Origin of the sequence: Thalassobacillus devorans (assembly GCF_900176565.1) — a bacterium.
Taxonomy (GTDB): domain Bacteria; phylum Bacillota; class Bacilli; order Bacillales; family Halobacillaceae; genus Thalassobacillus; species Thalassobacillus devorans_A.
In genome coordinates this window covers 793,761-817,394 of record NZ_FXEH01000005.1, presented here as the reverse complement: position 1 = coordinate 817,394, position 23,634 = coordinate 793,761, and the positions used below count along the sequence as shown (strand labels likewise).

Annotated in this window: 25 protein-coding genes; 13 read left to right on the top strand and 12 right to left on the bottom strand. The window is 42.5% G+C overall.

Annotated elements, in window-relative coordinates; translation table 11 throughout:
* Window positions 1-17: 17 nt before the first annotated feature.
* The gene (locus tag B9Y67_RS08670; RefSeq protein WP_254901750.1) at window positions 18-950 is read right to left on the bottom strand and encodes a GNAT family N-acetyltransferase; all 933 of its coding nucleotides are present in this window, start codon (window positions 948-950) and stop codon (window positions 18-20) included.
* A 57-nt stretch (window positions 951-1,007) separates the two neighbouring features.
* Window positions 1,008-3,125 (bottom strand): M6 family metallopeptidase, encoded by a 2,118-nt coding sequence (locus tag B9Y67_RS08665; protein ID WP_085506323.1) that lies wholly within the window; start codon window positions 3,123-3,125, stop codon window positions 1,008-1,010.
* A gap of 312 nt (window positions 3,126-3,437) precedes the next feature.
* Here B9Y67_RS08665 and B9Y67_RS08660 point away from each other — a divergent pair, with 312 nt between their 5' ends.
* From B9Y67_RS08660 to B9Y67_RS08650, 3 genes are all read left to right on the top strand, one after another.
* A complete protein-coding gene (locus tag B9Y67_RS08660) occupies window positions 3,438-5,099 on the top strand; it encodes an ABC1 kinase family protein (RefSeq protein ID WP_254901749.1) in 1,662 nt (553 codons plus the stop codon).
* A complete protein-coding gene (locus B9Y67_RS08655; protein WP_085506322.1) occupies window positions 5,099-5,407 on the top strand; it encodes a phasin family protein in 309 nt (102 codons plus the stop codon). The genes B9Y67_RS08660 and B9Y67_RS08655 overlap by 1 nt, the downstream gene beginning before the upstream one ends.
* A 142-nt stretch (window positions 5,408-5,549) precedes the next feature.
* A complete protein-coding gene (locus tag B9Y67_RS08650) occupies window positions 5,550-6,905 on the top strand; it encodes an IS1182 family transposase (RefSeq protein WP_085506321.1) in 1,356 nt (451 codons plus the stop codon).
* 326 nt (window positions 6,906-7,231) lie between these two features.
* Here B9Y67_RS08650 and B9Y67_RS08645 read toward each other — a convergent pair whose 3' ends face one another.
* The gene (locus B9Y67_RS08645) at window positions 7,232-8,086 is read right to left on the bottom strand and encodes an STAS domain-containing protein (protein WP_085506320.1); all 855 of its coding nucleotides are present in this window, start codon (window positions 8,084-8,086) and stop codon (window positions 7,232-7,234) included.
* Window positions 8,087-8,353: 267 nt separating this feature from the next.
* Between B9Y67_RS08645 and coxB the strand changes: the two genes are divergently transcribed.
* Genes coxB through B9Y67_RS08630 form a run of 3 tightly spaced genes read left to right on the top strand, consistent with a single transcriptional unit; the run spans window position 8,354 to window position 11,548 of the window.
* Window positions 8,354-9,031, top strand: a complete 678-nt coding sequence (gene coxB, locus B9Y67_RS08640) for a cytochrome c oxidase subunit II (protein ID WP_085506319.1) — start codon at window positions 8,354-8,356, stop codon at window positions 9,029-9,031.
* Window positions 9,032-9,054: 23 nt separating this feature from the next.
* Entirely contained in the window at window positions 9,055-10,980 is a 1,926-nt protein-coding gene (locus B9Y67_RS08635) for a cytochrome c oxidase subunit I (protein ID WP_085506318.1), read from the top strand.
* The gene (locus tag B9Y67_RS08630) at window positions 10,973-11,548 is read left to right on the top strand and encodes a cytochrome c oxidase subunit 3 (RefSeq protein WP_085506317.1); all 576 of its coding nucleotides are present in this window, start codon (window positions 10,973-10,975) and stop codon (window positions 11,546-11,548) included. Before B9Y67_RS08635 ends, B9Y67_RS08630 begins: the two co-directional genes overlap by 8 nt.
* A gap of 587 nt (window positions 11,549-12,135) precedes the next feature.
* Here the strand turns inward: B9Y67_RS08630 and B9Y67_RS08625 are convergent.
* Both B9Y67_RS08625 and B9Y67_RS08620 read right to left on the bottom strand, forming a co-directional pair.
* The gene (locus tag B9Y67_RS08625; RefSeq protein WP_085506316.1) at window positions 12,136-12,621 is read right to left on the bottom strand and encodes a YwaF family protein; all 486 of its coding nucleotides are present in this window, start codon (window positions 12,619-12,621) and stop codon (window positions 12,136-12,138) included.
* A gap of 1 nt (window position 12,622) precedes the next feature.
* Window positions 12,623-12,847: a hypothetical protein gene (locus B9Y67_RS08620; protein ID WP_085506315.1), complete on the bottom strand. Its 225-nt coding sequence runs from the start codon at window positions 12,845-12,847 to the stop codon at window positions 12,623-12,625.
* A 399-nt stretch (window positions 12,848-13,246) separates the two neighbouring features.
* Here B9Y67_RS08620 and B9Y67_RS08610 point away from each other — a divergent pair, with 399 nt between their 5' ends.
* The 4 genes from B9Y67_RS08610 to B9Y67_RS08595 all read left to right on the top strand — a co-directional run bounded on the left by B9Y67_RS08610 (window position 13,247) and on the right by B9Y67_RS08595 (window position 16,034).
* Complete coding sequence (locus tag B9Y67_RS08610) at window positions 13,247-14,590, top strand: sodium-dependent transporter (protein WP_085506314.1); 1,344 nt, start codon at window positions 13,247-13,249, stop codon at window positions 14,588-14,590.
* Between the two features lie 4 nt (window positions 14,591-14,594).
* Complete coding sequence (locus tag B9Y67_RS08605) at window positions 14,595-15,050, top strand: GNAT family N-acetyltransferase (protein ID WP_176223940.1); 456 nt, start codon at window positions 14,595-14,597, stop codon at window positions 15,048-15,050.
* Between the two features lie 276 nt (window positions 15,051-15,326).
* Window positions 15,327-15,653: a YwdI family protein gene (locus B9Y67_RS08600; RefSeq protein ID WP_085506312.1), complete on the top strand. Its 327-nt coding sequence runs from the start codon at window positions 15,327-15,329 to the stop codon at window positions 15,651-15,653.
* Between the two features lie 12 nt (window positions 15,654-15,665).
* Window positions 15,666-16,034, top strand: a complete 369-nt coding sequence (locus tag B9Y67_RS08595; protein WP_085506311.1) for a DUF423 domain-containing protein — start codon at window positions 15,666-15,668, stop codon at window positions 16,032-16,034.
* Window positions 16,035-16,036: 2 nt separating this feature from the next.
* On the opposite strand, the gene B9Y67_RS08590 is transcribed toward B9Y67_RS08595, so the two are convergent.
* From B9Y67_RS08590 to hemQ, 3 genes are all read right to left on the bottom strand, one after another.
* The gene (locus tag B9Y67_RS08590) at window positions 16,037-16,285 is read right to left on the bottom strand and encodes a hypothetical protein (RefSeq protein ID WP_085506310.1); all 249 of its coding nucleotides are present in this window, start codon (window positions 16,283-16,285) and stop codon (window positions 16,037-16,039) included.
* 127 nt (window positions 16,286-16,412) lie between these two features.
* Window positions 16,413-16,976 (bottom strand): spore coat protein GerQ, encoded by a 564-nt coding sequence (gene gerQ / locus B9Y67_RS08585; protein ID WP_441007552.1) that lies wholly within the window; start codon window positions 16,974-16,976, stop codon window positions 16,413-16,415.
* A gap of 210 nt (window positions 16,977-17,186) precedes the next feature.
* Entirely contained in the window at window positions 17,187-17,930 is a 744-nt protein-coding gene (gene hemQ, locus B9Y67_RS08580) for a hydrogen peroxide-dependent heme synthase (RefSeq protein ID WP_085506309.1), read from the bottom strand.
* A 220-nt stretch (window positions 17,931-18,150) separates the two neighbouring features.
* Between hemQ and pta the strand changes: the two genes are divergently transcribed.
* The gene (gene pta / locus B9Y67_RS08575; RefSeq protein WP_085506308.1) at window positions 18,151-19,122 is read left to right on the top strand and encodes a phosphate acetyltransferase; all 972 of its coding nucleotides are present in this window, start codon (window positions 18,151-18,153) and stop codon (window positions 19,120-19,122) included.
* 418 nt (window positions 19,123-19,540) lie between these two features.
* Here the strand turns inward: pta and B9Y67_RS08570 are convergent, their stop codons facing one another.
* Together B9Y67_RS08570 and B9Y67_RS08565 are read right to left on the bottom strand one after the other, a co-directional pair.
* On the bottom strand, window positions 19,541-19,783 hold the full coding sequence (locus B9Y67_RS08570) for a hypothetical protein (protein WP_085506307.1): 243 nt from the start codon (window positions 19,781-19,783) through the stop codon (window positions 19,541-19,543).
* Window positions 19,784-19,898: 115 nt separating this feature from the next.
* The gene (locus B9Y67_RS08565; protein WP_085506306.1) at window positions 19,899-20,738 is read right to left on the bottom strand and encodes an octanoyl-[GcvH]:protein N-octanoyltransferase; all 840 of its coding nucleotides are present in this window, start codon (window positions 20,736-20,738) and stop codon (window positions 19,899-19,901) included.
* Between the two features lie 246 nt (window positions 20,739-20,984).
* On the opposite strand from B9Y67_RS08565, the gene B9Y67_RS08560 reads away from it, so the two are divergent.
* Both B9Y67_RS08560 and B9Y67_RS08555 read left to right on the top strand, forming a co-directional pair.
* The gene (locus tag B9Y67_RS08560) at window positions 20,985-22,280 is read left to right on the top strand and encodes an HD domain-containing protein (protein ID WP_085506305.1); all 1,296 of its coding nucleotides are present in this window, start codon (window positions 20,985-20,987) and stop codon (window positions 22,278-22,280) included.
* Between the two features lie 13 nt (window positions 22,281-22,293).
* Entirely contained in the window at window positions 22,294-22,797 is a 504-nt protein-coding gene (locus tag B9Y67_RS08555) for a YwgA family protein (protein ID WP_085506304.1), read from the top strand.
* 134 nt (window positions 22,798-22,931) lie between these two features.
* Here B9Y67_RS08555 and B9Y67_RS08550 read toward each other — a convergent pair whose 3' ends face one another.
* Window positions 22,932-23,321, bottom strand: coding sequence for a con-10 family general stress protein (locus B9Y67_RS08550; RefSeq protein WP_085506303.1), 390 nt, complete (start codon window positions 23,319-23,321; stop codon window positions 22,932-22,934).
* An 88-nt stretch (window positions 23,322-23,409) separates the two neighbouring features.
* The gene (locus tag B9Y67_RS08545) at window positions 23,410-23,625 is read right to left on the bottom strand and encodes a stress-induced protein, KGG, repeat-containing protein (RefSeq protein ID WP_085506302.1); all 216 of its coding nucleotides are present in this window, start codon (window positions 23,623-23,625) and stop codon (window positions 23,410-23,412) included.
* Between the last annotated feature and the right edge of the window lie 9 nt (window positions 23,626-23,634).

The following is a 23,634-nucleotide window of genomic DNA, read 5'->3' as shown; positions in this document are numbered from 1 at the left end:
GCTGCGGCTTTTTGTGTTTAATGGAAAGGGTTTTTCAGAACCGGTTCCTGGAACAATTTTTCGTAAGCATAAATGGTTTGAGCTTCTTCAAAACCAAGCTCGCGGTAGAGACTTTCGGCTCCATCATTATTCGTTCGTACCGAAATCGTCACTTCTTCTAAATCAAGTGCCAGGAATGCGTATTGAAGGGCATGATCGATCAAAACAGAGCCAATCCCCTGACTCCGCTCGCTCTGATCAACGTTTACGAAACAGATTTCTCCCTCAATTCCTGGAATGATTGTTTCAAAATAGAGATAGCCCTTCAGCTCGCCGCCACTCTGGTAGCCCCATAATTTGTTCGATTCTTTCCGGGACAGGGTCATCATCTCGGAAGTGGTGTAATAGGCGCCTTCTGGATGAAGTCGGCTAATTTCCGCTTCGTCCTGATCAGTCACTTCCACGATATTACGAGCTTCGTACTCTCCCGAGCGATAGTCGTCCCGGTAGAGTACCATTGTTTTTTCAATGTTATACAGATGGAAGCGGTGTCGCTCACAAAAATCGATCAAATGCTTGTTCGCTTTGAAACTGGCTACCTTTACAGCCTTGAAATGGAGTTCCATCGTTAACGATGCTTTATCCCATAAACCTTCCATCACTTCCGCTTCCTGATCGATGGCGAACGGGCCAAGCAGCCGGCATAGCTTCTGTTCGAAAAACGGCAGGATGCCAAGAAAACCAATAATCTGCTCGTTTTCCCATGCTACGTAAGCTAATGGATCGGTGAATTGCGTCAAGGTCCAGATTTGTTCATAGATTTCGTTTTGGTCCGATGCGAGCCAGGCAACAAAATGCTTGTCCTGCTCATTCATATGATAGAGCCATTCCGAAACCTTCTGTAAATCTTTTACTTCTAATTCTTTTATATGCAAAGGTATTCGCCTGCCTTTTTTCTTTAAGCATGCCATAGAATAAAGAAAAAACCAACCAGAGAATGTGTCTCCGGTTGGTTTTCAAAGTCTCAATTAATTATTACCTTTACCCTTACCATTGTCTTTAAAATCTATATTATAATCAAATGGAACAGGGTTCAGGCTGTCTTGCGGAGCAGCATAGTAAGTAGTCATGTAAGTCTTCCCGCTTTTGAACAATTGTCTCAATTGCAGAGCATCTTCTTCAGTAACATTAAACGGATCAACATGAAGGACACGGTGTTTGCCATTCTTCTTCTCGTTAATGAAGCTTACACCATATTCAACATAGTTTTCCTGTAGTTTATCCATAGACATAAATGGTTTAATCGAAGAACCATCATAGCTGAGTCCGATTTCAGGAATTTCGATATTATCAACGAACCAGCCAGAATCATTGTACCCCCAGTCTGTGAGGTAGCGGAAAGCGATGTGTACTTTCTCGCCAGCAAAGTCAGAAAGGTTAAACGTTTCTTCTTGCCAGTCTTCATAATGACCGGTAAAGCCAGGAACGTTTGCTTTGATTTTAGGATAGCCTTGTTCTACAACATCAGAGCTAGTGCTTTCGTTCTCCAGAGATGTCCAAGTTTGACCATTATCCGTAGTCACCTGGACCATTCCAAAGTCCCATCCTTCTTCGATATCGATAAAGTTATCGAATTGAAGTGTCGCTTCATCGATATTAGTCAGATCAGCTTCGAAAATAATGCTATTATCCATCTCATGTCCTTCATTAGCCCAAAAGACTTGATTATTAGAACCCAATGGATCAGCAACGGTTTCCCATTTAGTAGGGAAGAAGTCTATGCCATCAAAATTGATAGTATCAATTTTTTGGTTTTTATCAAAATCGAAGACTTTATAGTCGGTTCCCCAAGCAGGAACGCCATCTTTTTCATATTCCTTCGCCTTTTCAAAGTTTACTGTTTGTCCACGAGTTTCTCCATCTCCTACAGGGAGATCACGGAGGTTGATGTTTTCAAATCCATATATACCGCCTTTGAATTTATTTTCATCAATAGCCAATGCAGTAGAGAAGTTTTGATAAACTTCAGTAAAGCTTGTATTATATCCAAAATCTTTTAATACAGTATTGAAGCTTTCAATACTGTTATCTTCACTCTTAGCAAGTGCACGGATGAATTCCTGTCCGAATTGCTCATAGCTGTAAAGAGTGAATAACTGTACCAAGCCGTAGTCTGCGATTGTTTCAGGGCCAGTTTCAGCACCTTGGTGTTCGTCCCAGTTAGTTAAGGAGTTCTCTGGGTGATCAAGAAGGAAGTTGATCGAACCAGCATCCATCCCATAACCACCAAGGTATTCAGAAAAAGTAGACATTCCTTCGTTTAGCCAGGAAGTTTCGTCACCATCATTATCTGCATGAATCAAGTGCTGGAGTTCATGGATAGTTGTTCCAAAAAATGTTGATTCTAAACGGGTTTCCCAATCCCTTGAATCAATTGTAATAATATTACGATCCATATAGTTTTCTAATGTTTGCCAGAAAAAACCAGCGACAAAGAAAGGGTACTCGGGATCATAATAGTTGTCGTCTTTTACGTTGTCGACCATGATAAGCACTTTATCTCCATCACCTTCATAGTATCCGGATGGAAGACCGACCATTTCCGGTAATGGTGAATTACTGCCATCTAAAGTTTCCGGTGTACCGAAAAATTCTGTAGCAGTAGGGTAGATATTCGAATCGAATTCTTCTTTCATTTTATCAACTTGTTGTTGAGTAATTACATGCGCATCACGTGGGTCATCTTCACCAAATGAAAGATCTTCTGCAACCCATACTTCAACATTTTCTCCTACACTGCGTAAAGTGAATTCTTTAAATGCCAGGTCACGGTCTAGGAATAGCTTTGTGCCCCCATCGTATGTAAAGTTGGCATCATTTCCTTCGCTAGTTCCCGTAACTTCATCCTCATTAAAATTAATACCATCCGCATTTTCCTTAATCTTCTGCTTTGCTTCCTTTTGGAAGTCTTCATCCTGTGACTGCTTTTCTAGCAATCCGTCAATGTCAATACGGTCTGTGTACCGCTCCGTGTCGAAATTGCTGTACTTACTTTCAGCACTTACGTTTCCTGCTCCTGCAGCTGGCGCGAACAAAGATAATGTTAACGCACTAGCCGACAGCAAGGCTGTAAATTTTTTATTCAATGTGATTCCTCCCCCTAAAATTCATGGATATTTTCCATATGTTTATAATTATCGGCAAAATTCGGAAAATTGTGAATGGTAAAATAGGAGGGATTTTATACCAGAAATGGTTCTAAAGTAATGATAGATAGAGACGTAAGCACTACTTAATACAATTTAAAAAAGAAAAATATGTAATTTAATAATTATTTTTGTCACCGAAAAAATAAAACTTTCTTTTTATTAGCTAAATCCGTGTGCTGAATTCTAAGATTGAGTGATAAAAAATAGGGTACTAATAAGTAGAGAGAAAAAGCAGGGGGGTGAGAGGCCGTGCGGGATCGGATGAAATACATAGGGTTTTATCGGGTATTCGTTATTGTCTGGATGTCATCCAAGTTCATGCTGCAATTATTCTGGTTCCAGAAGACCAACCGGATCTGGGATGAGGAAACGAAGCGTAAATGGGACGACATGATGGCAAAGCAAGCACGTGAGTATCGAATTAAATCCATCCGATTAGGCGGGCTGCTGATAAAGTTCGGACAGTTCCTCAGTTCTCGGGCTGATCTGCTTCCCCAAGTATTTATAAAGGAATTAGAAGGGCTGGTCGATCGCGTCAAACCGGTACCCTTTTCCTATTCTAAGAAGATAATCGAGGAAGAATGGGGAGGGGATCTGGAAGAATTTCTCGACGATATGGAGGAAGAACCTGTCGCATCCGCCTCGATAGGCGAGGTATATAAAGCCTCGTTAAAAGATGGTACGCCAGTTGCTATCAAAGTACAGCGTTATCGAGTCAAAGAGATTTTCCAGATGGATTTTAAAGCACTGAGGATTGTCTTCTGGATGCTCCGCCGGTTCTCAAGCTATGGGAAAAAAGCAGATTTGCAGGCATTGTACCGTGAAATTGTCACGGTGATGAGCAACGAACTGGATTTTAAGAAGGAACTCCAAAACGGCAACCATTTCAAAAAGCGGTTCAAGGATATGGAGAATGTTTATATTCCGGAATATTATAATGATCTTTCGACCCAACGCGTGCTCGTTATGGAATGGATTGAAGGAGCCAGAGTCACCGACATCCCATTCATTAAGGAAAATGGTATCAGTCGGGAACAGGTGGCAAGGACATTGTTTGATCTGTGTGTCGAACAGTTCTTATATACCGGGATGTTCCACTCGGATCCACATTCTGGAAACCTGATGCTTAAAGCGGATGGCGCAGTTGTCGTGATTGATTTTGGCATGGTAGGGGAAATAAAGAAGCGAGATGCCAGTTACCTTCGTATGATGATTCAAGGTTTCATACTCGATGATTACGATCAGGTCATTGATGCATTATATAAGATGAATTTTCTATTAGACAATGCGGATACAGAGCGTGTGAAAAAGATGCTGCGGGAAACCGTTGATATGTATTTGGAAGGTGATTTTACAAAGCTTGATGCTACAATCATGAACGACATTATGGAGGATATCCAGCAATTCGTTAAAAACCAGCCGATCCAGCTGCCGGCGGATTACGCCTTTTTAGGAAGGGCGACCTCTATTATTATCGGGGTATTGACGGCAGTCTATCCGCAAATCGACTTGATGGCGTGGGGAAAGCCGGTCATCAGGGAATGGATGAGCGGGGCGGATTCCAAGTATGGTTTTTACAAGGATATAGCAGCCGATACAGCCAGACCATTGTTGTCTCTTCCAAGGGCTCTAGTAAGCTTCTTGGAGAGTGGCGACAGGGATCGGGAATGGGCTGCTGAAAAGCAGCAAAATCATATGTTCCACCAATTTTATTTATTTTACACAAGCATATCCTTTTTCACTATGATAGCCGGAGGAGTATTTGGTTTATATTGGTACCAATCTGCTGATCTGCTGCTGATGTGGATAGGGTTCGCTATCGGTTTGATTGGGACAGCGGGGCTGCTGGCTTTTGGAAGGAAACATGTCAAAATGATGCAGACCATCAATACTAACAGGAGGGGTCCATGATGAGTGATCTATTAAAAAAGGGATTTTATTTAGGGCTGGGAGCTGCGCTTAGCGGAAAAGAAAAAGCGGAAAAATTATTGGATGATCTCGTACAGCGCGGGGATCTCAGTCCATCGCAGGCCCGTGAAATGTTTGATGAATTCATAGCAAAAGGGATGCAGAAAGATGCCGAATGGAGCGAACAGGGCAAAGCGAAAATGCAGCAGCGGGCGAAAGAAATGGGGTTTGTCACCCGAGATGAATATGAACTGTTAGAAGCCCGTATTCAGCGTTTGGAGAAGCTTCACCAGGATCATAATGAACAATAGAAGAAAGCCAGCCTCTACAGAGAGGCTGGCTTGCAGGCTGTCGAGAAAGTCTCGACAGCCTTTACTTATTTCACTCATCTTTAATAAATCACCGCGTTAATTTGTTATAATACTTATAACTAATAATTTGAAAGGTGATTTGATGTTTCAATCAAAAAAAGAACGACAAAGTGAAATGGAAATAGTCACGATTGAAGAGCTTGTGCCCGAAAATCATCTCCTCCGTAAAATTGATCAATACATAGATTTTTCTTTCATCCCTGAAAAGGTTCGTCCTTACTATTCAGAAGATAATGGTCGCCCTTCACTAGATCCACTTGTATTATTTAAAATGATGTTCATTGGTTATATCTATGGCGTTCGTTCCGAACGCGAATTGGCACGACAAATCGAAACTAATATTGCTTATCGTTGGTTCTTAGGGTTGAACCTTAAAGATCCCGTTCCCCATCATTCCACCATTAGCTGGAACCGCCGTACTCGTTTCAAAGATACGGATATCTTCCAAGAAATATTTGATGAAATTGTATTACAAGCGATGAATCACCGTATGGTATCAGGGCGTGTGTTATTTACAGATTCCACACACTTGAAAGCTAATGCGAATAAGAAGAAATTCTCGAAACAAGAAGTTGAAGAAGAAACGTTAGACTACATCGAAGATTTGGAAGAGGCAGTAAGGAAAGATCGTGAAGATCATGGAAAAAAGCCTCTGAAGGAAAAGGAGGAGGCGAAAAAGAAAAAAGAAATCAAGGTCAGTGACACGGATAGCGAGAGTGGTTATCTCTATCGGGAAAATAAGCCGGAAGGCTTCTTCTATCTTGATCACCGCACCACAGATTTGAAGCATAACATTATTACTGATGTTCATGTGACTCCGGGAAATATTCATGATTCCAGACCTTACTTACAACGGTTGGATCGTCAGATCGAACGGTTTGGCTTTGACGTGGAAGCCGTAGGTTTGGATTCCGGATATTTGACGAACCCTATATGTCATGGGCTTATTATGGAAAGAGGAATATTCGGAGTAATTGCTCATCGGAGGTATCAGTCAAAAAAGGGGTTCCTTCCGAAATGGAAATATACATATGATGAAAAGCGAGATGTGTATGTGTGCCCGCAGGGTGAAGTGTTGAGTTATGCGACAACCGACCGTGAGGGATATCGGCATTACAAATCAAACCCTGAAAATTGTGCGGACTGTCCTCTTCTTACGAAGTGTACACAAAATAAGAAACACCAGAAAACCGTTACCCGTCATGTGTGGGAAGGCTCGAAAGAGCAGGTTCGATTGAACCGACTTTCTAATGAAGGTAAATGGATTTATCGAATGAGAAAAGAGAAAGTGGAACGTAGCTTCGCAGATTCAAAAGAACTGCATGGGCTGCGTTATTGTCGCTTGCGCGGAAAAGAAAATGTACGCGAACAAGCGTTACTGACGGCTGCCTGCCAGAACATGAAGAAGATTGCCCTTCACCTATCCAAGGTGAGTTAGGTGAAGGAGAGTCTTTTTCGGTGAAGGGCGGACGAATACCAGGAGACTCCTGCGGAAAAACGGGCGATCCGAGACCCCGCAGTGTGGTTTTCACGAGGAGGCTCGGGCGTTCGTCCGCGGAAAGCGAGTGGTATTCGCCCGCACGGGCGCACAAAAAAAGCTTGTAGAAAAACACGGGGTTTCTCTACAAGCTGAAAGCCAGCCTCTACAGAGAGGCTGGCTTGTTTCATTTAATACTTTAAGGAAGTTTAACTTTGTTAAATGATTAAAGTATAAGAAAATACTAAGGCTTTCGCCATAAAAACTTGGCGACAAGCCAAGTTTTTCTAAGATATATTTTTCTTGTCGAGCAGTTCGATAGCTTGTTTCAGTGAAGAGCAAGTCGTTACCCGGTTTTTACTGGACTGGAATATTCCCAGCTTAGTCGCCTGCATGCTGAGGTCCGGCCGCATACCGGTAAGGAGTGGAGTGATTCCGAGCAATGTCAAGGAATCAAGCAGGCGGTATAAGTGACTCATGAAGGAATTGTTGACGTCATAAACGCCAGACAGATCAATGATCAGCCATTCGATATTCCAGTTGCTTACTTCTTTTAAGGTTTCATCCATCAACACGTCGGCCCGCATTTGATCGATTTCCCCGATGATTGGCAGGATGGCAACGGTATCCTTGATGGGGACGATAGGTGTGGAAAGCTTTAAGTATTTCTCTTCATAATTCTTGAGAATTCGTTCTTCTTCTCTGGCGAAGCTCAGGCTGAAACCATGAACGATATGATTGAAGATATCATCCGTACGTGTCACTACTTCGATGATATGTTTGAATTCATAATTCGTTTCATGGGATTGCTCCTCGATGAACGTCCACAACACTTCTTTATATATGCCAATTCTCTCCAACGCCTGGCTTAGAGAACCGCCTCGGGATACAGAGTTCTTTCCGATTTCTTCTCCCCATTGAGTCGCGATTTCGTTTGATTTTTCCACGTGCAGCATGGTTTTAGCGATGGTTTCGAATAGTTGATGTACAATTCTTTTACTATTCTCGAGCTCTTCTTCTGACAAACTTTCAAGCTCTTCTGGATATCTATGTTGAGACATAGTGAATATTCTTTCAGTCAACTCATCAACATTGTCGGATATTTTCTTTTGGAAGAATACCACATGTTCTTTTTGCACCATAAAGCAATTCAGTCCCTTTTAGCAATAAATTACTATTATTATATATTGTCACCGTAATTAAGTAAATTTAAATTATCCTAACAATCGTAAATTTGCAGCTTATTTCATTGGGTCTCCATCCGTATATACCCAATTATTGATAAAGAATACATGTTTGATAGCTAAATAGATAGGTTAAAAGGATAATAACGTTTTTTTACCTTAAGTAACATAAGTCTTGTTAAGCGTTTTCCTAATAAAATTTATCGGCAAAGGTTGCGTGGCATTATGAAAAAACTTGCGATGATGGCAGTGTTGCTGGTCCTGTCTGGGTGCAATCTGCGTGTGCTTGATCCGAAAAGCCAAACAGCTTCTGATCAGGCCTTTTTAATTTATTTAAGTTTTGGCATTATGATGTTCGTCGTACTTGTAGTGACGGTCCTTTTTATTGGTTTTACATGGAAATACAGAGAGACTGAAAAAAATCGATATGATACTCCAAAGCATGAAGAAGGGAATCGGACGCTTGAAATCATTTGGACCGTACTTCCGATTATTCTGCTGATCGGCCTGGCTATTCCTACTGTAATGATTACGTATGATGTATCCGATATAGGGGCCACTTCAGATGAGACGCTTCATGTAAATGTGACAGGGGAGCAGTTCCGGTGGACATTTGAATATGAAAATGGTAAACAAACGCACAAAAATTTAGTCCTTCCGGTCGATCAGGAGGTCGTTTTACATTTAACTTCTAATGATGTCATTCATTCTTTTTGGGTTCCTAAGTTAGGCGGGAAAATAGATGTGCTGCCTGGGGAAGAAAATCAAATGAAGATCACTCCAAACGAAGAGGGAACATACCAGGGGAAATGCGCGGAATATTGTGGAACCCTCCATACAGACATGCGTTTTGATACCGAAGTGGTTGACCAGGAAGAATTTCAACAGTGGCTTGAAGAATAATCGGGGGAGAAAAGGGTGAAAATATGCAGTTTTACTTATTTGGAGATTTGATCGTATTGCCAACAGATGTCATAGCCGCCTGGGTTTCCGTCATAATTGGAGCCCCGCTTGTCTTATATTGGTTTACAAAGAAACGTTACTGGCCCGTTGTGTGGGATTTTGCCACCAGCACGAACCATCGTAAAATTGGCATGTTATATATCATCTTTGCTTTGCTGTTCTTTTTTCGCGCCGGAATAGATGCCTTGTTTATCCGGATGCAGCTAGTCACAGCGGAGAACGAATTCTGGGTATTCCAGGGCGATAAATATAATGAGATATTCACCACACATGGGACGATGATGATTTTCTTTGTTGCCATGCCACTGTTAATCGGACTCATGAACGTTGCTGTCCCACTACAAATCGGAGCGAATGACCTGGCATTTCCTTTTTTGAATGCCATCGGTTTCTACTTGTTTTTAACCGGCGGGATGATATTCTTCGCAGCTTTCTTTTTTAATGCTGCACCCAATGCCGGCTGGACTGCTTACGCGCCATTATCGACCTATGAATTTACGAGCGGGCCAAACAATAATTACTATATCTTCGGACTCCAAGTGTCGGGGCTGGGTACAATATTTGCAGCCATCAATATGATTGTGACGATTCTCAGGCTACGGGCACCGGGGCTTAAATTGACAAGGATGCCACTATTCCCATGGGCGAGCCTGATTACTTCTTTTCTGATTCTGGTTGCCTTTCCGGTATTGGCAATCGCATTGCTGTTATTACAGTTCGACCGTTTCTACGGGGCGACTTTTTTCATTGGAGAGATGGGACATCCTGTATATTGGCAGCACCTTTTCTGGATCTTCGGTCATCCGGAAGTTTATATTCTGGCACTTCCAGCGTTCGGAATTTTTTCAGATATCATATCAAATTTTTCGAGGAAAAATGTATTTGGTTACACTTCGATGGTGATCGCACTAGCGCTGATTGGACTGCTAGGCTTCATGGTATGGGCCCACCATATGTTCACGGTTGGCCTGGGACCTTTCGCAAACACATTCTTTGCGATTACGACGATGATGATTGCGGTTCCTACCGGTATAAAAGTCTTCAACTGGCTGTTTACGATGAGACGGGGCGTCATACGATTGCAAACTCCGATGCTATTTGCCTTAGGGTTCATCCCTACTTTCGTTATGGGAGGGGTGACTGGTGTTATGCTGGCGTCTGCCGCAGCGGATATGCAGTATCACGATACTTACTTTGTAGTTGCTCACTTCCACTACGTCATTATTGGTTCAACGGTGCTTGGTGCGTTCGCCGGGCTGTATTACTGGTATCCGAAAATGACCGGTAAAGTCCTCGATGATAAGTTAGGTAAATGGCATTTCTGGTTGTTCCTCATCGGTTTCCACCTGACTTTCTTCCCGCAGCATTTAGCTGGTTTGAACGGCATGCCTCGTCGTGTCTATGACTATACGTGGGAAGATGGGGTTTTTGTCTATAACTTCATCAGTACGATCGGAGCGTTTTTAATGGGAGCAAGCATGCTGTTTGTGCTTTGGAACATTTACAAAACGCACCGGACGAAAGAGGAAAATGTAGGTCCGGACCCATGGGATGGCCGGACACTGGAATGGTCGGTCCCATCACCTGTACCTGAACACCCATTCGAAAAAATGCCGGTTATCGATCGTCGCGATGCGCTATGGTGGGCGAAACAGGAAGGAAGATCGCTTCCTGTTGCAGACCATCCACGCGCTTCCCCGATAGCCGTCCGTACAGTTCAGCCACTCGTCCTGTCAGCAGCACTGACGATTCTGAGTTTCGGGTTCATTTATGGATGGGTATGGATGCAGATCTTAGGCGGCGCCGCTTCGTTAGGATTCTTCCTATTACGTGCATTTAATGATGAACGGACAGAGGCTTATAGGAAGGAGGAACAGGACGATGAATAGTAAAACCATGTCTAAAGACTTGTTTGGTGATAAACGGATGGGTTTTTTTATCTACCTTTTTGTAGAAGCGGTCATGTTTGCGACGCTGTTTGCGACATACTTGATTTACACCCCAGCTCCGCAAGGACCACATCCAAGTGAAGTCTTCGAAGTGAAAACGGTAGTCCTGGCTTCTATCTTCCTTTTGTTGAGCAGTGGTACATTAATGATTGCGGAAAAAGGGCTGGATCGCCGGAATATAAAGATGATTCTTACTGGTTTATTGATCACATTCACTTTCGGAGCTATCTTTATGTATTTTGAAGTGCATGAATTCTACACGTTTGTCACAGAAGGGCATACCATTTCGACCAATAACTTTTTATCTTCTTTCTATGTGCTGGTCGGTCTCCATGCCTCCCATGTTCTGTTTGGGCTTTTCTGGATGATCGTCCTGTTAATCCAACGGAAGCTTTTGCCTTATAATCTCTTCAAAGAAAAGCATAAGATCTTCAATTACTACTGGCACTTTGTCGATATCATCTGGGTAGGCATTCTCATCATCGTCTATATCCCTTATTTAATATAAGGCTCAGGTACAAGATAGTTAGGTCCGTCACTATGAAAGGAATAGGATGGGCAGGGAAACGACTCGCTTTCCTGCGGGGGACCTGGCAAGCTTCCTCGGGCTAAAGCCCTGTGGGATCTTGCCTAGCCCCTTCTCCCGCGGGAGTCTCCCCGTTTCCCTGACCATCCAGCTATTTTTGTTATAAACGGACCCTTCAAAAAGTGTAAAACAACACCCTTAATCTGAACGTATTTATAAAGAATTTCAGGGGTGCCAAGGCTTTTATTACCAACACGTCTACATTCATAAGGCTGTTTCTCCAAGTGTGATTTCGAGAATTTCCTAAGGCAAGGTCCGGTGGGGAACGGCGAGACTCCTGCGGGATGAGCATGACAGGTGAGACCCCGCAGAGCGTAAGCTCGAGGAGGCTCAGCGCATGTCCGCGGAAAGGGAGTCGTTCCCCACCGGACCGTTATGCAGGCAAACATCTCGAAATCAAGTCTTCGACTTTTCGGCCTTATTATTGAGTAAGTGATTAGATCAATAAAGATTAACAGAGCCTAATGAAAAAAGACCCGAATCTACGGGTCTTTATTTATTGATGAACCTTAAACGGACTTTGAAAAAATCCGGTAAATAAAGTAAAGCAGCCAAAAGGATCCAAAAGCCAGGAGACCGAGATTAATATAATACCAGAACCCGTCTCCTAACCAGTCGAGAGGAGTCTCGACATACGGAGTTCTGGATAAATATAAATAATTTGCACCGAGTGCTTGATTGACGAAGCCCATCGCTATAGTGTACAAAACCAGCAGCCCAAACACCTTTACAGTAGTTTTCCATGTGATTGTAACCGGGTGGACAAGGATGAGCAGAACTCCTGCCCAGGATATCGCCATGTGATGAAAGAAAAACTTCCAAAATCGGTAGTGAAGGTAGTCATGGGGGAGATCAGGCGTTACCAGGGCCATGAGAGCCGGGATAATAGCAATGAAATAGGTGACTTTTATCAGGTTATGATGCTGGGTAACTAGCGCAGCTGCAGCCACCAGAGAAGCAATGCCGCATAAGTGAAGCGGAAGGTATTCCTTCATACTAGCCGTGGACAGCAGCCCATGTCTGATAAGAGAATTCAGAAACGATTAAAAGGACGAATAGCACCCACCGGACAATCTGGTAGTTCGTCTGCTGTTTTCGAAGTGGTTTATGCGCGAATATTATCAGCGCTAACCCAGCTGAATAAATCATCAGCATCGCAATATGACTAACGCCGAACATAGAAAAGGGGTGATCCATATAACTGCTGAACCATTGATTCATAGCTAATCATCCTATTATCATAAATGCTGTTATGCTATCATTCTACCATAGGCTAAAAGGAGGGCGACAAGTGGTCAAGATGATCAACTGCTTCCGCTGTGAATTTTTCTTCACTACCTGGAACACTGATTTTCCTAGAGGATGTAAAGCTTATGGGTTTAAAACAAGAGAAATGCCGGCTGATCTTGTTAAGAAAACGACTGGACTCAAATGTTTACAATTTAGAGAGAAGGAGATATCGGAGCAGCCGCCACCCCGGAGCTCTTCCTTTGATTTTAGGATATAACCACTGTAAATAATATGAAATTTCAGAATATAGGTCGTCGGAATGATATTTTTATGATATGCTGAGGCATATTTAACAAAGATTAGAAAATTGAGTGAGGGAGTTGAATACTATTGGCTAGGGAAAAATGGGCCTCCAAGCTCGGGTTTATGCTCGCGGCTATGGGGTCAGCTGTCGGACTTGGCAATATATGGCGATTTTCCTATGTTGCCGGTGAAAATGGCGGGGGAGCCTTCTTGCTTGTGTACTTATTTTTTGTATTCGTAATTGGCATCCCATTGCTATTGACAGAAGTAAGTATTGGAAGAAAAGCGCAAAGTGATGTCGTTGGCTCTTTTGCGAAATTATCACCAGGGACGCCTTGGTTCTTTTCAGGATTCTTTGGGGTGGCCGCGTCCTTCTTAATTTTAAGTTTTTATAGTGTGGTGGCAGGCTGGTCTGTCTATTATTTATGGAAATATGTGACCGGCGATTTCTTTACTACTCCGGAGGGCGGATATGAAGCAGCGTTTGGCGGCTTTATTTCTCACACATGGCAGCCGTTGTTCTGGCATGCATTGTTCATGGTGATGACCATCGGAATTGTTCTGGTAGGAATAAAAAAAGGAATTGAAGCAGCGAATAAAATTTTCATGCCAACACTGGCTATTCTGTTGATTGGATTAGCTGTTTACAGCCTGACATTGGAAGGTGCAATGGAAGGCGTGCGCTTTCTGTTCCAGCCGAACTGGTCTGCATTAACGAATCCGGCAGTTTATTTAGCCGCATTGGGACAGGCATTCTTCTCATTAAGTCTTGGTATGGGGGCCATGCTTACTTACGGTAGTTACTTGTCAAAAGAGAATAAACTGCCTAGTGCTACAATTGGTATCGGCGTTATGGACAGCTTTTTTGCCGTCATTTCAGGTATTGTCATATTTCCGGCGGTTTTCGCGTTTGGTATCAATCCAAGTTCAGGACCACCACTCGTATTTATAACACTACCTGGTATCTTTGATCAGATGCCATTCGGAGGTATTGTCGGACTGGTTTTCTTCTTTGCATTAGCGCTTGCATCTTTGTCTTCAGCTATCTCTATTCTGGAGGTACCTGTCGCTTATTTCATGCGCATTTTTCACTGGAGCCGTAAAATGGCGAGCGTCCTGACCGGGTCTATCATGTTCATTCTTGGGCTGGTTGTCTCGCTTGGGTACGGTGTATTGGCCGGGGTATCCCCAATCGGTGATCGGGATATCCAGGAATCAATGGATTTTATCGCTTCTAATATTCTGCTGCCACTTGGCGGTTTAGCGATGGCTTTGTTTGTTGGCTGGTATTTCAAAAAAGCCACAGCTTTAGAAGCAACTGATTTGACCGGGAACGCATTCGGTCCCATCTGGTATGGAATCGTAAAATATATCGCTCCTGTTTTGATCATTTTGATCTTCTTGAATGCTATCGGTCTTTTGGGAATGTAAGCGGATGGCTATCATTTTTGAATTGGACCATACCAGAGAAGAGGTTGCTATAGAAATCGAAGCGTTGCAGCAGCTTTCTTATCATCAGGAGGCGAGGTATGTCCATAACCGTAAACTGCCTCCGTTGATCGAAACGTATAAAGATATCAGCAGGGCAGAAGAAACTTTTTTAGGTATTTATAAAGAAAGGAAATTGGTAGGTCTTGTCGCCTATACATTGGAAGCTGGAGACTTTTGGATTACCAGGCTCGCCGTACATCCACGGTGGATGCGGCAGGGACTGGGAAAAGAACTTCTTTCCCGTGTATTGTTCTTGAATCCCACTAATAAATGCTGGGTTACAACTGGGGCTAAGAACGAGCCGGCGATGCGATTCTACCAGAAGAATGGTTTTCAACAAATACAAGAAGTAAAGACAGAAGAAGGGATCACACTAGCCCTTCTTTGTTATGAACAATAAAATAAGAATTTGAGTTCAAGGGGTGGAAGACTTATTTTCCACCCCTTCATTTGTCTTTCCTATAGAATCCTCCTATTTCTCCCTGGCAAGTAAATGATAACCTATAAATTGATTTGGGTTTATCTTCTTTCTAGTGCGAAAATGCAGGAACATGTTAAACTACATAATGGGAGATTGCCATTAGAAATACATAGCTAGTGGCCTATGGTGAAGACCTGGTATTTCTTTTATTTAACCCAGTAAAAATATTGGAGTATAACAAAAGGAGTCATAGCGATGGCTATTTCAAACGAAACTGTATTAAAGAAAATGATGAACGAGATACAGGAAGCAATGGCGAATCACGGAGAAACAGCATCGGTTCGTGAACACGTGCGTGCCGTCCGCTTGTTGTGTGATTTAATGCTGGATGATCGGCCTGCTCCAGATACAGAGGAAAGGGTATCAAGTTACCCCGATCCGACGGATGTATCGGAACCGACCGCTGATGAAGTACGGGCGATGATGGGTGATATGGCTGGTTCCAGCTATCAAAAAAAAGAAAAGAAAAAGCAGAAAGACGAGCATGATGAAGCAAATGGTGATTCTATATTCGATTTTTAAGGGGAGAGTAACGTGAAATTAATTTTCTTATTGGCTGTAATTAATGGGTTTCTAGCTGTAGCGCTTGGCGCATTCGGTGCCCATGGGCTGGAAGGCAAGATAACTGAAAAAGCATTGAAGACCTGGGAAAAAGCAGTAACCTATCAAATGTTTCATACCGGAGCGCTTTTGGCTGTCGGTATATTGATGATGAAAACCCAGTCTGGGTTGCTTACAGGAGCTGGATGGCTGTTTTTTATAGGTATCGTATTATTTTCAGGAAGCTTGTATGTATATGCGCCGACCGGAATTAAGGCTTTGGCTATGATCACCCCGTTCGGCGGCTTGACCTTTTTAGTAGGATGGGTGCTGCTGGGAATAGCTGTAACACGAATGCTGTGAATTTAGAAAAATAATAAGGTGGAAAAGATAGCAATCAGGAAGGCGCGAATGATCTGAGAGATGAAATTGAACGCATTTTTCTTTTGCATTTCTACTAACGCTTCAAACATAAAGCTTAGAGATAGAGCGTAAAACATCGCTAGAACGGTCCAGGAAAAGGCCTGTTGAGCAAGTGCTACGATAGCGAGTACGAGCGCAATCACCATTGCTAATACTTGGAAGCGCTGCATTTTTTCATAGGGGTGTTTCACTAGTATGTCACCACCTTGGATAAGGTAAAGCCACGCACGAGAATTCGGCGTGGCTTTTTTCAACGAGTAGGAAGAATATGAACGAACAATGATTACTTATGGTTTATATTGGAGAGTAATTCGCCAGTTATCTTCCGGTATTGTTGAAGGGATAGCTGTACTCAATCTCTTCATCAAAAGTGATATAATCCAGGTAAACCATTAATAATAAGTATCGTTTTCCTGATTGCGGGTCGCTTAAAATAATATGGTCTCTTCCGGCAGCTTCAATGATACCCTTGAAAATCTTCGCATTCCATTGGTCATTATTTTCAAAAGTCATATACACAGTAGCTTCTTTTCCGCGGTTCAACCGAAGAATGTTTTCAATGTACGATTCTTCTGTCTGTAGCATACCTCCTGGTGTGCCAGGTGGTGCCATACCACCTTGATTACCAGTACCGCCCATCATTCCAGGCATCATTCCCTGTTGACCTGCCCACATCATTCCAGGCATCATTCCTTGTTGACCTGCACCTGCCATATCCATCATTCCCATGCCTTGTTGCCCACCGTCAGATCTGGCGGCTTTATAATATCCTGTCTGTGCGGGAGAGGATGGGTAATAATAAAGGTATGGGTTTGCTGCATAATAAGGCTGGTTTTGTTGCGTGTTAGAAGAAGTTTTATTCTCCTTATTATTTTGTGACAATACAATCACTCCTTTTTGTGATTAATAAACGTTTGGGCACTCGTTTTGTAGTGGGGAAAAGAAGCAGTGGAAGGAATCACCGCTATCTTTTCACCCCGCTTCGATTCCACAAGATGAGCTTCTCTGTAAATATATATGTACGGGTTAATCGTTTATGAAAATAAAAAAAGCACGCAGCTGAAAAGGCTGCGTGCTGTAGAAACATTATATTCAGACGGAAAGGAATTTAGGGAGTGCTTCTTTTTCAAGCAGATGCCCGACATAGAAAGAGCCAAATTCACCGAAACGGGCACTCACTTCATCAAAGCGCATCTCATAGACTAACTTTTTGAATTGAAGGACATCATGTGCAAATAGGGTGACGCCCCACTCCCAATCATCGAATCCTACGGAACCGGTAATGATCTGTCGCACTTTACCGGCGTATTGCCGCCCGATCATCCCGTGCGAGTACATCATTTTTCCACGGTCTTCTTTTTCAAGCATGTACCAGTTGTCATTACCCTGGCGGCGCTTGTCCATTGGATAGAAGCAAGCGTATTTCCATTTAGGGAGAATTGGTTTCAAACGGGCCTGAATTTCAGGGTCTGTCTCCGGGTCTTTGCCTTGAGCCATATAGTTGGAAAGTTCAACGACAGACACGTAGGAATAAGTAGGAATAGTGAATTCTGCCAATTTGGTCTTATTGAATTCCAATTCAATTTCATTCAATTCTTCCATGGTTGGTCTGAGAATCATCATCATGAATTCTGCTTTCTGTCCGACGATGGAATAGATAGCATGGCTTCCTGCTTTGTTGCTTTCTGTTTTTTCCCATTTGCTGATTAATTGATTGAACTCGTGAATGGCGCTTTCACGCTCATCGCTGGATATCATTTTCCAGGCAGTCCAGTCGATGGAACGGAAATCGTGAAGGCAATACCATCCATCAAGGGTGATCGCTGGTTCTGGCATAGATCATACGCTCCTTTATTAATAAACTACTATTAGTAATATTCTCCTTAATTAATATAACATAATCAAAACTCCCCTTCATGCCGGAAGTAATTATCTGGTATGATTTCACGCTTTTGACACATTTTATAGAGGAAACCGGTTTCGGCTACATAATACTTTCATTCACACACAAATTGTCTTATCATATATAACAGGATAAGATATTGGAGGGAAAAATATGAGTGATCTTTTTGAGACATTGACAGATAAAGTTCATGGTAAAGGTAAGCGAATTGTACTTCCAGAAGCATTAGACGAAAGAATCCTGACAGCTGCAAGCCGATTGGCAACGAAAGGGTTAGTGATTCCTGTACTAGTTGGCAATGAAGATGAAGTGAAACAGAAAGCGGGCGAATTAGGTGTTGATATTTCCTCCGCAGAGATACTTGATCCGGAGAGCTACGAAGGTATGGAGGAAATGGTTCAAAGCTTTGTGGAACGCAGAAAAGGGAAAGCGACAGAAGCAGATGCTAAAGAAATTCTGAAGAATGGCAACTATTTCGGAACCATGCTTGTCTATATGGGGAAAGCAGATGGCCTTGTAAGTGGTGCGGTGCATTCAACTGCCGATACTGTACGCCCTGCACTGCAAATCATTAAAACAAAGCCTGGTATCAAGAAGACATCAGGAGTCTTCATCATGGTCCGTGAAGAGGAAAAGTATGTGTTTGCGGATTGCGCCATCAATATGACTCCAGACAGCGAGGATCTTGCAGAAATTGCACTTGCAAGCTCCGAAACAGCGAAACTATTCGATGTTGATCCAAAAGTCGCGATGCTCAGCTTTTCCACGAAAGGATCAGCCAAGTCTCCGGAAACGGAAAAAGTAGTAGAGGCAGTTAAGATGGCAAAAGAAAAGAATCCAGATTTGATGATCGATGGCGAGTTCCAGTTTGATGCTGCTTTTGTTCCATCAGTAGCGGAGAAAAAAGCACCAGAATCTCCATTAAAAGGGGAAGCAAACACGTTTATCTTCCCGAGCCTGGAAGCAGGGAACATCGGCTATAAAATTGCCCAGCGTCTCGGTGGATTTGATGCCGTAGGACCGGTGCTTCAAGGTCTGAACCAGCCGGTTAACGACCTGTCCCGAGGCTGCAACGCAGATGACGTCTACAAACTAGCCCTAATCACAGCAGCCCAATCACTATAACAAACAAAACGAGCCTCCCATGGGGGCTCGTTTTTATAAAGCTTTATTAGGTGTGAATTTAATAATTAAAGTGTTCTAATGATTAATTTATTATGTACGGGCTACTACCATGGATGAAGATGTCCTCCGTTTTCGAACTGTAAACAAGGATTCAGGTAGTAGGCATTTTTTGAGAAGTACACTTTCTAAGTTTGAAGTGATTTATATCGATGTTACCGTTTCTCTCTTAAACGCAAGGAGGTCCGGGAAATTGTGAGACTCCTATGGGAGGATAGTACATGGTGAGATCCCGCAGGGCTTTAGCCCGAGGAAGCTCACCGTACACCCATGGAAAGCGAGTAATTTCCCGGACCTCCATACCGTTACTACCGTAACGGAAACAATATGTCTCGAAATTGAGTCTTCAATTAAAGGGAGCTTAAAGGATAAATATGAATACTAACGCAATCGTAACGATAAAAGTTATAATATAAATAACCGATAAGGTGCGAAGGTTAGAAGCTTTTTCATATTCATGCGACCTGGCTAATTCATTCTCCGGCGTGTCACCTTCCCGCTCATACCTATCAATCGTCTTATTGACATCTTTTCCCACATAAATCGTAGCGACCAATGCGATAACACTTAAAATAATAGCTATGATTACGAAAATCGTGAACATAACCCCACCCCCTGAATAATTATTTCTATTTTAACATGGCCAAGCAGCTTAAGGTGGATACACAAGAAAGTATTTGTTTCGTTACAGGAATCGAAAGTGTGTGGCTAGGCGGCTATTATAGAGATTCCAACGCTTTCTTATTCCGTTCGATCATTTGCTCGAAACGTTTATGGAACCATTCAATTTCCGCGCCATCGAGCTGCTGCATAGAAATATCTCCACTCCATTCATGCAGTGTCATTAGTATCATGTCTCGAACCTTGGAAACAGTTAAGTCCGTATCTAGCAGTTCATTTAATGAAGCCATGACCTCCGGATCGATATCAGGGTAGTGGAAGCGTGTCATTTCATCTTGTTTTCCAATTTTATAGAAGTCATGCATAATACGGCCACGCGCCGAACCATTACCGGTAATATCTAAATAAACCTGTACAGCCGAACCATTTTTGACGCGGCGCTGAGAAATGCCGGCAAACTTTTTTCCATCGATGCTTAAATCATAGGTGCCAGGGCAGTAGGATTGGGTGATTTCATACGCTTCAATCCGGTCTGTATAATCTTTAAATAAATACCGGACAAAAGCCACCATTGCATCATATCCCTCATGAATATTTACAGTTTTTGAATCTGGAAAGATCAGCGACAGGTTCAAAACGCCTTCATCAAGCACCACTCCGAGACCTCCAGAATTCCTGACAATCACCTGGTAGCCTTGTGTTTTTAAGTATTCGACGCTTTCCGCAATATAAGGAAGCCTGGCATCAGGTATGCCAAGTACTACTGTGTTATGGTGCACCCATAGACGAGCCGTAGTGGGAGAAGTACCTTGCCCAACGGACATGCATAACGCATCATCCATGGCGAAGGACTGCAGCGCCGAGAATTCAGGCCCGAGTGTACTTTGGTCGATGAAGCGGTACTGTTCTGTTTTCAATAAAGGATGGATTTCAGACATTGCGATATGCTCCTTCCGTTCACATTCAACCTTTCCTAGTATAACAGAACAACTGGCTTGCATGTATCCTGGATTCTCGGTAAAATATTGTATTGGTTCAAAGGGAAAGAAGAACATTATGGGTAATGTATTCCGTCAGGAGTCTATACCCTGACAAAAATAATACGCACCTTGTCTGTCAAGGTGTTTTTTTAAATGCAGAAAACAGCTATAATAGAAAAAAATGGCGATTGGAAGGGGTAGCCGATGGCTTATAAAGATGAAAAATTAAATGAAGAAAAGGTTTTTAAAGACCCCGTTCACAGGTATGTACATATTAGGGATCGTGTCATTTGGGATTTAGTCGGAGCCCCTGAGTTTCAGCGTCTGCGCCGTATCAAACAACTGGGTACCTCTTATTTAACTTTCCATGGCGCTGAGCATAGCCGTTTCAACCATTCGCTTGGTGTTTATGAAATCGTGCGTCGGATTATTCATAATTTTGAGGACCGCCCGAATTGGGATCCGAATGAACGACTGCTGTGCTTATGTGCCGCATTGTTGCATGATTTAGGTCACGGGCCATTTTCCCATTCCTTCGAAAAAGTTTTCAAGCTCGATCATGAGGATTTTACCCAGGAAATATTGTTGGGAGATACGAAGATCAACGCCATACTTAGTAAAGTGGAAAATGGTTTTCCCAAAAAAGTAGCCGATGTCATCAACAAGACTTACCATAATAAATTAGTCGTCAGTTTGATCTCCAGCCAAATCGATGCGGATCGGATGGATTACCTGCAGCGTGATGCCTATTTTACTGGTGTCAGTTATGGCCACTTCGATATGGAGAGGATTTTGAGGGTAATGCGTCCGATGGAAGATCAGGTAGTTATCAAAGAAAGTGGCATGCATGCGGTTGAAGATTATATCATGAGCCGCTATCAGATGTACTGGCAGGTCTATTTTCATCCAGTGACCCGTAGTGCGGAAGTGATTCTTTCAAAAATCCTTCACCGTGCCAAAGAACTTCATGAAACAGGATACGAGTTCTCGCTTAAACCGACGCATTTTTTATCTTTTTTCAAAGAAAAACCTACATTGAAAGAGTACTTAGAATTAGACGAAGCGGTCGCGATGTATTATTTTCAAATCTGGATCAATGAAGAAGATCCGATTCTGAGTGATTTATGCGAACGTTTCGTGAATCGGCGCCTATTTAAATATATTGAGTTCAATCCGAACCTCCAAATGAGTGAGTGGATGGAGCTGTATCGTTTATTTAACAAAGCCGGTCTCAATCCGGATTATTATCTTGTAGTCGACTCAAGCTCCGATTTACCATATGATTTTTATCGTCCTGGAGAGGAAGAAGAACGTCTGCCGATTCATTTATTGATGCCGAATCAGGAATTGAAAGAACTTTCCCGTCAATCAGAAATCGTCGAATCGATCTCAGGGAAGAAGCGGACCGATCATAAACTATATTTTCCGCTTGATCGCCTGGAGGAAATGTCCAATCGTAGTAAGACTAAAAAGCGGATCCTGGAAATTTTGTACGGATAGGGGATGAGCCGTTGTGTTAGAAAATCATGCGAAATTAATGCACTTCTTCGCAAGCTCTGATGAAATAATAGGAAGAAAGAAGCTGCAAAAGATTATTTATATACTAAAAAAGTGCGATGTGCCATTTGAAGATCGCTATCAGTTTCATTTTTATGGTCCTTATTCCGAGGAATTGACACTGAGAATTGAGGAATTGTGCAATTTAGGTTTTATTAATGAGACGAGAGAAGAAAAGAAGAACTATTATCAATACCGTTATCGATTGACGGATGCTGGAAAGGATTTTTTAAATCATTACCAGGTCGAACTCCCGGATATCGGAGAACCGGTGGCAAAGATGAAAGAAAAAAGTTCGCGCTTTTTGGAACTTGTTTCCACTATGTTGTATTTTGAGCATCTTCCTCGGGAAGAAGTAGAGGAAAAGGTATTTACTGTCAAAAGTAAACAGAACTATAGTGAGGAAGAAATAGAAGATGCCTGGGGTTTTATCGAAGAAATACGCCATACCACCCATTGATAATGGGAAGTATGGCCTTTTGTTTGCACATGAACTTAATTCTGTTATAATGAAGGCGCATCAGGGGATAACCCTATGCAAAAGAGGACTGCCCTCGTCACAGGACAGCCCTCTATATCATCAGGTGAGAAGTATTAACGGTTGGAGTTGGAATTTCTACCGCCTTTTTTACCGATATCTTCATAGAATTCCTCTCCGTGCTTCTCACTTGTTGTTTCTCCGCCTTTTTTACCAATCTCCTGATAAAAATCTTTATCTTTATTCTGGCTGGTGGATTCTCCACCTTTTTTACCGATTTCTTCAAAGTGGTCTTGGTTGTATTTGCTGCTTGTTGTTTTTCCACCCTTTTGACCGATATCCTCGAAATGTTCCTGGCTATACTTCTCGCTCGTTTTTTCTCCGCCTTTTTGGCCGATCTCTTCAAAGTGTTCCTGGTTGTACTTGTTGCTTACTTTCTCTCCGCCTTTTTGACCAGCTTGTTCATAACTCATCTTACGGTTGTTGTTCTTGTTATTGTTAGCCAATTGAAAAACCTCCTTAGAAATTTCGTGATGTCTTTCCCGAATCAGGTGTCGAACAATCGCTTAAAAATTCTGTAGAGACTCTTCACTATTAAGAATTGTTGTTAGAGTTGGAATTTCTGCCGCCTTTTTTGCCAATCTCTTCGAAATGCTTCTTGCTGTACTTATCGCTTACTTTTTCTCCGCCTTTTTTACCGATTTCTTCAAAGTGTTCCTGGCTGTATTTGTTACTTACCTTCTCGCCGCCTTTTTGACCAGCTTCCTCATAACTCATTTTACGGTTGTTGTTCTTATTGTTGTTAGCCAATGAAAAAAC

Bases quoted from the DNA above. Each gene is read 5' to 3' on its own strand.
- B9Y67_RS08670 (WP_254901750.1), bottom strand. From the start codon at position 950: ATGGCATGCTTAAAGAAAAAAGGCAGGCGAATACCTTTGCATATAAAA.
- B9Y67_RS08655 (WP_085506322.1), top strand. From the start codon at position 5,099: ATGAGTGATCTATTAAAAAAGGGATTTTATTTAGGGCTGGGAGCTGCG.
- B9Y67_RS08650 (WP_085506321.1), top strand. From the start codon at position 5,550: ATGTTTCAATCAAAAAAAGAACGACAAAGTGAAATGGAAATAGTCACG.
- B9Y67_RS08645 (WP_085506320.1), bottom strand. From the start codon at position 8,086: ATGGTGCAAAAAGAACATGTGGTATTCTTCCAAAAGAAAATATCCGAC.
- coxB (WP_085506319.1), top strand. From the start codon at position 8,354: ATGAAAAAACTTGCGATGATGGCAGTGTTGCTGGTCCTGTCTGGGTGC.
- B9Y67_RS08635 (WP_085506318.1), top strand. From the start codon at position 9,055: ATGCAGTTTTACTTATTTGGAGATTTGATCGTATTGCCAACAGATGTC.
- B9Y67_RS08630 (WP_085506317.1), top strand. From the start codon at position 10,973: ATGAATAGTAAAACCATGTCTAAAGACTTGTTTGGTGATAAACGGATG.
- B9Y67_RS08625 (WP_085506316.1), bottom strand. From the start codon at position 12,621: ATGAAGGAATACCTTCCGCTTCACTTATGCGGCATTGCTTCTCTGGTG.
- B9Y67_RS08620 (WP_085506315.1), bottom strand. From the start codon at position 12,847: ATGAATCAATGGTTCAGCAGTTATATGGATCACCCCTTTTCTATGTTC.
- B9Y67_RS08605 (WP_176223940.1), top strand. From the start codon at position 14,595: ATGGCTATCATTTTTGAATTGGACCATACCAGAGAAGAGGTTGCTATA.
- B9Y67_RS08600 (WP_085506312.1), top strand. From the start codon at position 15,327: ATGGCTATTTCAAACGAAACTGTATTAAAGAAAATGATGAACGAGATA.
- hemQ (WP_085506309.1), bottom strand. From the start codon at position 17,930: ATGCCAGAACCAGCGATCACCCTTGATGGATGGTATTGCCTTCACGAT.
- pta (WP_085506308.1), top strand. From the start codon at position 18,151: ATGAGTGATCTTTTTGAGACATTGACAGATAAAGTTCATGGTAAAGGT.
- B9Y67_RS08570 (WP_085506307.1), bottom strand. From the start codon at position 19,783: ATGTTCACGATTTTCGTAATCATAGCTATTATTTTAAGTGTTATCGCA.
- B9Y67_RS08565 (WP_085506306.1), bottom strand. From the start codon at position 20,738: ATGTCTGAAATCCATCCTTTATTGAAAACAGAACAGTACCGCTTCATC.
- B9Y67_RS08560 (WP_085506305.1), top strand. From the start codon at position 20,985: ATGGCTTATAAAGATGAAAAATTAAATGAAGAAAAGGTTTTTAAAGAC.